The following is a 12,551-nucleotide window of genomic DNA, read 5'->3' as shown; positions in this document are numbered from 1 at the left end:
AGGTTCAAATCTTCCACAAGCGTAATTCTAACTCCTGAATTCTGAATTTTTCTTTAACTTTAGCAGCGATCGCTTGAGTTTGGTAAACTCGACACCAAAAATAAACTGTGTAAAAAACGAATTTATTACCTAAACGCAGACGGTTATCTGATGATAATTTCTGGGTTTTTTTATTCGCAGCTATCACCAAACCGAGTAACCGCTATGATAGGTGAGGTCTGTTATGCTTTAACTAAACAAAAATAAAGGCATAGCGATCGCCACCATTTGAATGTTAACAATTAATCGCTTTGCAACCAGTTGACTTTACCACTCTCACAGCTGCTTGTAGCGAAATCCGCGCTAACTGGCTACCATCACGCTTAGAACAAGTTTACCAGCGCGATCGCTACACGATTGCGATGGCATTACGCACCTTAGAACAGCGAGATTGGCTACAGATTTCTTGGCATCCCCAAGCTGCACATATCTGTATTGGCGATCCGCCACCGCGATCGCCAGATACCTTTACCTTTAGCCAACAACTGATACACCAATTGGGTGGTTTAGCATTGGTGGCGATTGAAGCGATCGCACCTTGGGAGCGTGTTATTGATTTGCAATTTGCCCGTCGTCCTGGAGAAAGCGCCCTATATCATGTCTATGCAGAAATCATGGGCAAGTATAGCAACGTCATACTCACCGACGCTAATAATATAATTATCACCGCCGCCCATCAAGTCAGTCAGCAACAATCTAGTGTCCGTCCTATCCAAACCGGACAACCTTATGAAACACCACCAAAACTGACTGGAACTGTCCCCAGTTTGAGCGAATTCCAAGAACGTTGGCAAGAACGGGTAAGTTTAGTACCAGGAGCAATCAAGCGGCAATTGCTCAAAAGTTATAGTGGCTTAAGTGCTGCACTACTGGAGTTAATGCTGCAAGAAGCAAATATTGCACCAGAAACATCTACCGATACTTTCCATCCCGACGACTGGCGACGGTTGTTTGAGCGTTGGCAAGAATGGCTGCAAGCCTTGAATTCTAATAAATTTCAACCCGCTTGGACAAAAGATGGTTACACCATAATGGGTTGGGGTGCAGTTGAAAAGGTCAAAAATATCCAGGAGTTGCTCAACCGCTATTACAGTAACCAGATTAACCAACAGTTATTTTCCCAATTGCGCCATCAGTTGAGTCAGAAATTGAATAATATTCTGGCAAAATTACGCAATAAAGCTCAAACCTTTCAGACGCGCTTGCAGCAATCAGATCAAGCCGATGAGTATCGGCAAAAAGCTGATTTATTGATGGCTCATCTGCAAAACTGGGAACCGGGGATGAAAGAAATTATCATTGCTGATTTTGAGACAAATTTGCCAATTGCGATCGCTCTGTTGCCAGATAAAAATGCCGTCCAAAATGCCCAAAGTCTTTACAAACAGCACCAAAAGCTGAAACGCGCTCGTGCTGCCGTGGAACCGCTACTATTGGAAGTGCAGACAGAAATTGAGTATTTAGAACAAGTAGAAGCTGCGATATCTTCGATGGGCTACGCCAACGGCCAAATAGATAACTATCAAACAGCAGAAGATTTACGAGCTTTAGAAGAAATCCGCGAAGAGTTGATTGGGCAAAAGTATCTAGAAGATCCAGAATACCGCAGCCGCAGTGCAAACGAACCTCCCAGCACTAATTTTTATCGTTACCTTACCCCCAGTGGTTTTGAAGTATTAATCGGTCGTAACAATCGTCAAAATGACCAATTAACCTTTCGTGTAGCAGGTGATTATGACTTATGGTTCCATGCTCAAGAAATTCCAGGAAGCCATGTGTTACTACGTTTAGAACCGGGTGCTATTGCCGAAGAAGCTGATTTGCAATTTGTAGCTAATCTTGCTGCATATTACAGTCGCGCTCGTCAGAGCGAACAAGTGCCAGTAGTTTACACTCAGTTAAAATACGTCTACAAACCCAAAGGAGCAAAACCGGGAATTGCCATTTACAAGCAGGAAACCATACTTTGGGGAAAACCGCAAATAGTCTAGTCATTGGGCATTGGGCATTAGGCATTAATTATTCTCCCCTGCTCCCCTGCTCCCCTGCTCCCCAGTCCCCAGTCCCCTATCTCTTCTACCCGCATCAAATCTAATTCGCGTTCAAATATTTCATCAATTGGCAACATTTGACCATCAACAGTCATAAATTTATGGTCTTTTGTTGCCCGAATCAATGAACCATCTTCCAAGCAATACTCAAACACCTCTTGTTCTCCGCGATCGTGCCACTGTACCACAGGTTGCGTGTAAATATTTCCATTATTATCAACGCTATACACAGTACATTCAATACCTTTTTCGACAATTTTCCCAATCGGCATTAATCCATATTCTACTGTCAATATTTCCGTGTTATAGCTTAAACAATATTCCGCAAACTTCAACATTTGCTCAAATAACTCATCCGCAACTTTTTTCTGAACGCCATTTTTGGCTGCACCATCCACAAATTTTTCTCGCTGCTTTTGCATCTCTGAGACTTTCTTTTTCCCCATCGCCCGACGCAGCAAGTCAGCTTGTCCTAAAGAATATCCCGCCATATCTTGAGCAATTTTCATGATTTGCTCTTGATAGACCATAATTCCATAAGTCTCGTCTAATATTGGTTCTAGAACTTGATGTTGATAATCAATATTTTCTCGACCATGTTTGCGGTTAATAAATTTAGGAATCAGTCCCGCATCTAATGGCCCCGGTCGATAAAGTGCCAAAATAGAAGAAATATCTTCTATATTAGAAGGCTTCAAATCTCGCACAATCTGACGCATCCCAGAAGATTCTAATTGAAATATTCCTTCTAACTCACCTGCTTCTAATAGTTCATAAGTTTTTTGTACATCTTTTGGCAAAGTGCTATGTTCGCCTTTAGCTAATATCCTTTGTGCTTTTCTTTCAGCGCGAGGAATTTCATCGGCATCTACCCGATATCCTCTCGTTTCTTGAATTAAATCAAGGGTTTTTTGAATCAGCGTTAAGTTCCGCAAACCCAGAAAATCCATTTTCAATAAACCCATTGATTCTAGGTCTTCCATGAAATACTGGGTAATTACAGAACCGTCATTATTCTTCTGTAGTGGAACAATTTCATCAAGTGGATCGGCAGAAATTACCACACCTGCTGCATGAACACCAAAAGTTTTGTTAGTTCCTTCAATTCGCATAGCCATATCAAGCCAATGGCGAACGTGCGGTTCTTTATCATATTTCTCTTTAAACTCTGGTTCTGGAGTTTTATCGGAAATCATCACCTTGAGTTTAGTTGGTTTCCCCCGCACCACAGGAATCAATTTCGCCATTTTGTCAGCTTCCCCGTAGGGAATATTTAATACTCTGGCGACATCTTTCAAAACTGCTTTAGAAGTCAGACGGTTAAAAGTAATAATTTGGGCAACTCTATCTGCACCATATTTATCTGTTACATAATCAATCACTTTTTCCCGTTGTTCAATACAGAAATCTGTATCAATATCAGGCATGGATTTTCGTTCTGGGTTCAAGAAACGCTCAAATAGTAACCCATGATGTACGGGGTCAATATTAGTAATTCGCATTGCATAAGCAACTAATGAACCAGCCGCAGAACCACGACCTGGCCCCACAGGAATATTATTGTCTCTTGCAAATTTGATGTAGTCCCAAACAACTAAAAAGTATTTGGAAAAACCCATCTGCTGAATCATTTTCAGTTCGTATTCCAACCTTTCTTTATAAACAGAATCAACTTCTTGGCGAGATTTGCGATTTAACCGTTCTAAAAGTCCGTTCCATGCAACATCTTCAGCGTAAGTGTCAGCACTATGACCAGAAGGAATGGGAGGTGTAGGAATTTGAGGCTCACCCATAATATGGTAAGGCTCGACTTTATCAGCGACTTCTCCAGTAGTAGCGATCGCTTCTGCAATTACATCATCCGGTAAATGGTCGCGAAATAGCTGCTGCATCTCCTCGCCAGATTTGAGGTATTCTGTGCCGCTATAACGCATCCGCTTATCTTCAATAATTAGCTTACCAGTTTGAATACATAGCAACGCATCGTGAGCTTCAACGTCAAAACAAGATATAAAATGCGAATCATTGGTAGCAACAATTTTAATCCCTAATTCACGCGCTATTTTGACAATTTCAACATTCACAATTCGGTCTTCTTGAGAGCCGTGATCTTGAATTTCTAAATAATAATCATCACCAAATACATCTTTATACCACTGAGCAACTTTCCGGGCTGCATCTGGTCTATTACTGAGAATAGCTTGGGGAATTTCTCCACCCAAACAAGCACTGGTAACGATCAAGCCTTCATGATATTGTTTTAATAAATCTTTATTAATACAAGGACGAGAAAAAATTCCTTTGCCTTGAACACCTTTCAGGTGAGAAATCGTGGTTAATTTAACTAAATTTTTGTAACCTTTAGTATTTTTAGCTAAAACAACTTGATGATATTTAGGGCGGCGTTCTTGTCTCTCAATATCGCCGTTAATTATATACATTTCATTGCCGATAATCGGCTTAATATTTTGACTACGGCAAATTTTGATCAGTTCAATAGCTCCATACATGACACCATGATCGGTAAGGGCGATCGCTTTCATTCCCAGTGCGATCGCTCGATCCACCAACTCTGGAAGCTGACTTGCCCCATCAAGCAAACTATAGTCACTGTGAATATGTAAAGGCACAAAGGACATAAGCATCTCCAACCACAAGCCTAGATATCTCTAGGGGCCTACCTTGTGGTATACCCTTTCGAGCCAGATTTTGCAAAGCAATGGAATCTTAGATTAACAGTTTTTAACCAAAATTAAAGCTGTTCTTTTTCGGGAATTATCACTATGATTAGTGTTGTTTTAATAGTTACAGCAGTTAACCAGTATCTAGCCAATGAGTCAAACAGAGAGAACAACTTCGCCTGAAACCAAAGCTAGCCCTTGGTGGCAGCGTATCCCTCTCACATTGCAAATTCTCATCGCTTTAATAGCGGCAGTCAGCGTCGGAATTGCCCTTGGTGCGGGGAATCCCAATCCCAGCAACGCCGCTTTAATCAATAATTTAGCAATTCCGCCAGAATTGGTGCTAAAGGCTCTCCGCGCTTTGGCTACACCCCTGATTTTAGTAGCGGTGCTGCATACTTTGATGACTACCAATATCCCTGGTACAGCCGGACGGCGGTTAGCAGTATTACTTTTAACCAACACTACCGTAGCTATTTTAGTGGGACTTTTGGTAGCGAATGTACTGCGTCCAGGCACTTGGGGTAATGTTAGCACCCCAACAAGTACGGCAGTAACTGCTCAGAGTCTCGATCCTTGGGGAATACTCAAAGATGCTGTACCAGAATCCGTCCTCAAGCCATTGGTTGATAATAATGTCATCCAGTTGATTGTGATTGCCCTGAGTTTTGGCATCGTCCTGCGAGGATTAAAATCTGAACAAATCGCCCAAGGTAAGAATGGATTCCAGCCGATAGAGGATGTCATCGGAATTTTATTTGAAGCGGTAGTCCGCATCCTCAATTGGGTAATTGCCTTAGTGCCGTTCGCAGTCTTTGGGATTGTAGCTAAAACGATTGCGATGCAGGGCTTTGCACCGTTTAAATCTTTGGGTGCATTTATCGTCGCCGTATTGTTAGCACTGGTATTGCAAGCGTGCTACTACCTCACCAGAGTAAAATTTGGTTCTTGGGTACACCCGTTAAAATTCCTAGCTGGCGGTTCTGATGCCTTTTTGACAGCTTTCTCAACTTCTTCTTCGGCGGCAGCAATGCCCGTAACCTTTGAAGTTTTGCAAACAAAAGTCGGTTTAAGGGAATCTTCTGCTGCCTTGGGGGCATTAGTCGGGGCAAATTTCAATAATGATGGCACTGCCCTTTATGAAGCAATGTCTGCGTTGTATATTTCCCAACTAATTGGCCAACATCTGAGTCTAGGACAGCAGTTAATTGTCATCCTTACCTCGATTTTTGCATCTGTCGGTGCGGCGAATATTCCCAATGCGGGACTGGTAACAATGACACTAGTGTTCACTTCTGTTGGCTTACCTACTCAGTACATTGCTTTGCTAGTTACTGTAGACTGGTTTTTGGATCGTTGCCGCACCGCGATTAATGTTATGGGAGATATGACTGTCAGTGCTTTACTTGACGGCAAAAAGCCACGTTCTGTAGACGAGGCTTAGTTTGCCAGCTTTTCAAATATCTAATGCTGTTGAGGCCCCTTGGCGTCACATTCTTTAGTCCAGCAGCGTTCTAAAAGTTGCAGACGCCAGATCAATACAAAGCGTTGAGGATTCAATACTAATTTAGTGTCACGACTAAATAAGGGCTGGTTCAAATACTCCCAAATAGGAAATTTTATTTTGGTGTGTTTTGGAGTCATAAGAATAACAAATATTATAAAAGTTTAGTGGTCAGAGTTGGCATTTTGTCTAGCAATTGCCTGATAGTGTTATTTCTAGTTAAAGGCTACACTGGCGAATGGTACTTGTCCTGGTGGCAATTGCGTAATTTCAGTAAGTGAATTTATATTATTTCCGCTTTCATACTGAGAATTGCAGGCATCATTTTTCTGATTCCATAAAATTTCGCATCTTTAGAAAAGTTGATGCTATGTTAATTGTTTTAGCCTAACTAAATTGAAACAGGACTTACACTTTCATTGCGTAAATCCTGTTTCATAAAATTTCCGATTTTTGTTACCAAAGAGTTAGTTTTATAGTAATTATTGTTTTTTAGCGCAATAATACCTTCGATTTTGATACTAGACTATAGTAAAATTAGCGGCAGTCAGCGTGGTAGTGTTAATACCAGTCAAGGTTGCCAAAATTTCATCAGTAGTAGTTACTATAATCTTGTGATCAGCGAAACTTAGTTGATTGAAAGTTAGACCACCAGACAAGCCAATTAAGTCAGTACCTTTGCAAAAGTCGGTAATAGTATCACCGAAATCACTCAAGCTTTGGTAAATAAATCGATCGTTACCGCTACCGCCAGTCAAAATATCATTACCTTTACCACCAACGAGAATGTCATCACCAAAAGTGCCATGAATTACATCGTTGCCATTGCCACCAAATAGGCGATCGCCTACTTGGATAGTAACACTAGCAGTAATTGTAAGTAGGCGATTGCCTATTTGGTGTAGTTGAAGCTAGCTGCACCACTAAACTTAATTTTGAATTGCTTCTCATCCCACCGTTATTAACCGCCGAATTTCGTCGCTGCGAAACCCGATCGCCATTGGACGACGTACCCCCAAAAGTGCTACCACGTCGTATAATTCCAGTACCACTCCTTCTATTCGTAGGGAATGGACAATATCGCCGCTTCTCAGGTCAATCACTAGTAACCCACAACGAGGCTCAACGTTTTTCTGATGCAATTTCTCGTCCAAAGCCAAGCCGCTAAAGGTCTTGTTATGCCTGGGTTGGGAAATTCCCACTATTGCAAAGTTGCCATGAAAAGCACAACCACGCAGATATCCCGGACAGAAGGCGACTGGTTCAAACACTCCCCGCTTTAAGTTGGCAAAGCCAAACTCTCCTGTACCTGAGTTGAGCAGCCAGAGTTTTTCCTGATACCAGCGTGGGGAATGGGGCATAGATAGCCCCTGCAAGACGATTTCATTGCTTTCTATATCAATGACACAGCCGCCATTTGCCCGATGCTCCCGCCAGCCTTCGGCTACGTCCGATTGGCTAACAGCAGTAACGTATTTAGGTTTTTCTTGCTGCATTGCCAAGCCATTCAAGTGACATCTATCCTCTGCCGCTAGTTTGCTAATAAAATTTGGCTGCCATAGAGGAACGAAACTGTGGGTTTCGCTGACTGTTCCTAAACAACTAAATAAAGTATTGACAAATAATAGCTTTTGTGAATCTAAATCTTTTTCTGCTTTACTCAAAGCAATATCGTGAATATCTAAATCTGCTGTCACATAACTCATTTGGGGCAAATAGAGAGCATCATAGCCTTGGTGGTTTTCTCCAGGTTGGATGATGTTTTCAAATCGCCACAGTTGGTATAGGGAACTCATGTAGAGGCTGTTGCCATTGGCATACAAGCCCATACACCGCTCAAAGGTACGCTCAAATACAGATAATTTACCGTTTGGTTGCAAGCCGATGAAAAATAACTTCCCCGCTTGATAGGTAGTGAAGGACAAACTAAGGTTTTGCTCATACAGCCAAGCGGTAAACTGGCGAGAAGCGTTGATTTCTAAAGATGGTTTCTCAACGTTGCTGTCACTGGAATTCATACCAATTAAAAATTGAAAATTAAAAATTAAAAATTCAGAAAACTAAATTTTATCTATATTTCTAGGCTTGTATCTGTCATATTCTTTTTTTAAATTGGTATCACTTGGTTTAAACTCCTTGATAACTCCGGTGTTTAGCTGATGAAAATTTTGTTGCAGGGGACATAAGCTGCATCAACTGCATCAAGCGATCGCTGTTAATACAGTTATTAGTCAGTGGTGATTCATTTCAGAAATTTACCAGGTATTTTGAAGTGCCTTTAGAATAATAAATAATTTTGTAATATTATGATACATTGGATATAATTTAAAATTTGCTTGAACCAACTCTGCATATCGACAAAAAAATAGGACAGGCAATATGCCTATCCCACAAGAAAAAAGATAATTTTTGTCAAAAGCGGTTTAGTTAGGTTAAACTTCTCATTATTTAATAATGAGTGCCAGTTTTCCGATGGTTGATGGCAGTAACAGCATCAGGCTTGAGTAATTTCCCTTCGTCCACAGTTGCATACACAACCCAATGATCGCCACATTCCAGACGTTGGTTAACTGAACATTCCAAATATGCTGAGGCGTCGGTAAAGACGGTACAGCCGTTATCTGCAACTGCTGTACTAAAGTTGGCAAGTCGATCTTCTCCAGGCGCGAAAGATTTACGGAAATGCTTCATGTAGTCTTGATGATTGCCTTCAGGTAGAATATTTAAGGCAAACTTACCGCCTGGATACATTAAAGATTCGATCGCTCGGTCTTTAGCGATCGCTACAGTTAGTCCGGGTGGGTTGAAGGTGGCTTGAGAAACCCAAGCGCCTAACATTGCGGTAGATACTTCTCCAAGTTTCGCTGTCACCACACAAACGGAACCAACAATCCGACCAACAGCCTGTTCCATTGGAGTAGCGGCTTGTTGGGGTACGCGTACCTTTTTAGCTTTTTTCAGTACTTGGGCAAAGTCTGTACCTAGTTCTTCACAGAACTTGAGAGTGACATCATCAGGTTTAAACTTCACCTTCAAGGTGTCAAAGCCAAAGCGATATCCAGCATCGCGGAGTTTACCTTCGATTAAGTCAAATGCTTCGCCACTCCAGCCATAAGAACCAAATACCCCAGCAAGTTTGCTGTTGTCACCGCTTGATAACACAATTCCTAAAGCAGTATGAATCGGAGTTGGCGCATGACCACCAATGGTAGGAGAACCAATGATAAAACCCTCTGACTGTGCGAGGTTGATGCGAATTTCATCAGGGGTAGCAAATTCGCAGTTAATCGATTTGACTGCGACTCCACCCTTAGTTAGTCCTAGAGCGATCGCTTGTGCTAAAGTCGCTGTATTTCCGTAAGCTGAAGCGTAAAGTAGGGCAACGGAAATCTCGCGAGCGTTTTGAGAACGGCTCCACTCTCCATAAGCTTTGGTAAGTTCAATTAAGCCGGTGCGTACTAAAGGCCCATGACCCACAGCATACATTCTCACCTGCAAATCTGATATTTTCTCCAAAGCTGCTTGCACATGAGGAGTTTGGGGAGCCATCAAGCAGTTAAAGTAGTAACGCTGGTCTTCTTTGAGCGCTTCCCAGTTATCATCAAACACTTCATCACCACAGACATGAGTTGCAAATAACTTATCTGTATAAAGAATTTGGGTTTGCTGATCGTAGGTACAAAGTCCTTCCGGCCAACGCGGACTGGGAGTGGGTAAAAATTTCAAAACATGACCCTTGCCTAAATCCAGAGTTTCTTTCCCCCGCATCACCAAGACATTTAAATCTTGCTCTAAGAAAGCAGCACGCAAATTGTTTGCACCGGGAAGAGAACAGACAAAAGTTACCTGTGGTGCCAGTTCTAAAATTGCTTTGAGGGTTGCAACTCGATTGGGACTAAAATGACCCAAAATTATATAATCCAAACTTTGCAAATTTAAAGTCTGCCGCAATGCCTCTAAATAAATTTCGGTAAAGCTTTCTGGCGGTGGCTCGATAAGTGCGGTTTTATCAGCTTCAATTAAATAGCAATTGGAGGTAGTACCTCTTTCAAGTGCGTATTCAATTTCAAACCGCAGACGTGACCAACTACGTGCTCTAATAGCTTTAGTATTGGTAGCAATTGGTAAAATTTGTACGTCGCGTGGCTTGGAATTGGTCATAGCTGTTAAAAGTTGGGGAACAGAGACTGGGGACTGGGGACTGGGGACTGGGGACTGGGGACTGGGGACTGGGGACTGGGGACTGGGGACTGGGGACTGGGGACTGGGGACTGGGGACTGGGGAAGAGTTTTCCCAATACCCAATCCCTAATCCCCAGTACCTAATCCCTAGTAGTAATTACCTACTTTGCGATGACGAACGGCTGTCAATCCATCGTTTTTGGAGACACGACCTTCTTGGACGGTGCAGTATAAAATCCAGTGGTCGCTGCATTCCATGCTGGTCTGTATTTCACATTCCATGTATGCCAAAGCATCAGTTAGAATCGGCGAACCGTTTTTCGCGGTTTGAGTTTTCACTCCTGCAAAGCGGTCAGCTCCAGGATGCAAGCGCTTGAGGAAGTGTTTTTTGAGTTCTTGATAATTGCCTTCTTCCAAAACGTTGAGGACGAAGCGATCGCCTATTTGCATTAAGGAATCAATGGCGCGGTCTTTGGCAACGGCAATTGTCAATCCTAATGGTTGCAAACTCGCTTGCGTTACCCAGGATGCCAGCATTGCACTTGAGACATTATCTTTTTTTGTAGTGACTATATATAGTCCGCTGCTAATGCGACCTAGAGCCTTTTCCATGTTGACATCAAGGGACTTGATTTGCTTGATGTTGCGATCGCGCACCAGCAATTGTCCGATGTCTTTACCTGCTTCTTCACACAACTGGAATGTTGATGCGCTGGGAGCCTCTTTGATCCGAATCGGTGGGAAAGCTTCTTTGATGCCAGAGTTAAGAAATTGTCTGCGGAGTGTATCAATGGGTTCATCATCCCCACCGTAACATTCAAACAGCCCAATCACTTGTTTGTTCTTAGCGACAGCTAGCACTGAACTGATACTAGCTTGGGCGGCGGCGGAAGTAGTTGGCGGCATACCAACAATGATGCCAGCTGCTCTGCCGGCTAGTTCTTGAATTTCTTGGCTCTGGGCAGTACTCAGATCGAGAACTTCTACCCCGATGCCAGTTTTCAGTATACCTTCGGCAATTGCGTGACCAAGGCGTTCACCATACCCATATTCTGAGACAAAAAACAAGCCCACGGTAGTTTCTGCTATAGCTTGTTTTTGGCTCCAATTTTCGTAGCACCCGGTTAAAACATCTAGATGGTGATATAATAATGGCCCATGACCGTTGGCAATAATATTAATCTTCCCTAGTTCGCCCATCCGCTTCATGGCATTTACCAAAGAACGAGCGTTAGGACCCATCAAGCAGTCGTAGTAAAATCTAAAGTCAGCTTCGATCGCTTCTAAATCTTCGTCGAAGGTGCGATCGTCACAAAAGTGCATCCCAAAAGCGTCACAGGTGTAAAGAATTTGGGTTTTGCGGTCAAAGCTAAAGATTGTATCCGGCCAGTGCAGGTTAGGCGCACTCACGAATTCCATTTCGTGTCCTTTGCCAATATTAATGCGATCGCCAGTTTTCACAACCCGCTTGGAAAATGGATCGTGGACTAACCCTTCCAAAAACTGAAGCGCAACTTTTGAGGCTAAGACGGTGGCTCTGGGAGCCAACTGGAGGACATCTTCTACTAAGCCGCTATGGTCTGGCTCTGTATGACTAACAATTATGTAATCAATTGTTTTGGGGTTGACAAGACTTTTAAGAGTCTCTAAATACAGATCGCGAAACTTCTGGTGAGAAGTATCAATCAAAACTGTTTGTTCGCCCCTAATTAGATATGAATTATAGGTTGTACCGTTTTGCAGTCCGAATTCGATATCAAAGCGATCGCGATCCCAATCAAGAGAGCGAATCGCCGTTGTGTTAGGGGCAATTTCTACAGTTTGTATAGTTAGCCGATGTTGAACGTTCTCTGCGATCGCTACCATTATTCGTCTCCGAGCGCAAATTAACAGGTTTTTCTTCTGCCCCCATTGTCTCTATTATTTTTATTTGAAGTTGTAATAAATATCAGTTTCTGAAAAATATAGCTTGTATCAATTATTGCTATTTTCTAGCAAAAAATATAACTCAAAAAATATACTATATATTAACTTATTCCTAAAGTTTACTGAGTTCTTTTTTGCTATTAATCTACTTTCACCTTCATTCAAAAT

The 12,551-nt window shown here is 42.3% G+C and carries 9 protein-coding genes; 3 read left to right on the top strand and 6 right to left on the bottom strand.

Features of this window, described 5'->3' with window-relative positions; all coding sequences use genetic code 11:
* Window positions 1-4 precede the first annotated feature (4 nt).
* Window positions 5-190, bottom strand: a complete 186-nt coding sequence (locus V7K79_RS06270; protein WP_335045724.1) for a hypothetical protein — start codon at window positions 188-190, stop codon at window positions 5-7.
* A gap of 100 nt (window positions 191-290) precedes the next feature.
* On the opposite strand from V7K79_RS06270, the gene V7K79_RS06265 reads away from it, so the two are divergent.
* Entirely contained in the window at window positions 291-2,030 is a 1,740-nt protein-coding gene (locus V7K79_RS06265; RefSeq protein ID WP_335045721.1) for an Rqc2 family fibronectin-binding protein, read from the top strand.
* 17 nt (window positions 2,031-2,047) lie between these two features.
* On the opposite strand, the gene V7K79_RS06260 is transcribed toward V7K79_RS06265, so the two are convergent.
* Window positions 2,048-4,729, bottom strand: a complete 2,682-nt coding sequence (locus V7K79_RS06260) for a DNA polymerase III subunit alpha (RefSeq protein WP_335045719.1) — start codon at window positions 4,727-4,729, stop codon at window positions 2,048-2,050.
* A 193-nt stretch (window positions 4,730-4,922) separates the two neighbouring features.
* On the opposite strand from V7K79_RS06260, the gene V7K79_RS06255 reads away from it, so the two are divergent.
* A complete protein-coding gene (locus V7K79_RS06255; protein ID WP_335045716.1) occupies window positions 4,923-6,215 on the top strand; it encodes a dicarboxylate/amino acid:cation symporter in 1,293 nt (430 codons plus the stop codon).
* A gap of 581 nt (window positions 6,216-6,796) precedes the next feature.
* Here the strand turns inward: V7K79_RS06255 and V7K79_RS06250 are convergent.
* The 3 genes from V7K79_RS06250 to V7K79_RS06240 form a co-directional block, all read right to left on the bottom strand.
* On the bottom strand, window positions 6,797-7,033 hold the full coding sequence (locus V7K79_RS06250; protein ID WP_335045713.1) for a hypothetical protein: 237 nt from the start codon (window positions 7,031-7,033) through the stop codon (window positions 6,797-6,799).
* A 189-nt stretch (window positions 7,034-7,222) separates the two neighbouring features.
* Window positions 7,223-8,293 (bottom strand): TIGR03032 family protein, encoded by a 1,071-nt coding sequence (locus V7K79_RS06245; protein ID WP_335045710.1) that lies wholly within the window; start codon window positions 8,291-8,293, stop codon window positions 7,223-7,225.
* 430 nt (window positions 8,294-8,723) lie between these two features.
* Window positions 8,724-10,436, bottom strand: a complete 1,713-nt coding sequence (locus V7K79_RS06240; protein WP_335045708.1) for a diflavin flavoprotein — start codon at window positions 10,434-10,436, stop codon at window positions 8,724-8,726.
* Here V7K79_RS06240 and V7K79_RS06235 point away from each other — a divergent pair.
* Complete coding sequence (locus tag V7K79_RS06235) at window positions 10,429-10,587, top strand: hypothetical protein (RefSeq protein ID WP_335045706.1); 159 nt, start codon at window positions 10,429-10,431, stop codon at window positions 10,585-10,587. The genes V7K79_RS06240 and V7K79_RS06235 overlap by 8 nt on opposite strands.
* Before the next feature lie 17 nt (window positions 10,588-10,604).
* On the opposite strand, the gene V7K79_RS06230 is transcribed toward V7K79_RS06235, so the two are convergent.
* Window positions 10,605-12,323, bottom strand: a complete 1,719-nt coding sequence (locus V7K79_RS06230; protein ID WP_335045704.1) for a diflavin flavoprotein — start codon at window positions 12,321-12,323, stop codon at window positions 10,605-10,607.
* Between the last annotated feature and the right edge of the window lie 228 nt (window positions 12,324-12,551).

The sequence above is a fragment of the Nostoc sp. genome, assembly GCF_036917575.1.
Taxonomy (GTDB): Bacteria; Cyanobacteriota; Cyanobacteriia; order Cyanobacteriales; family Nostocaceae; genus Nostoc.
The sequence above is the reverse complement of the archived record's forward strand: the minus strand, read 5'-3'. Positions and strand labels throughout refer to the sequence as shown.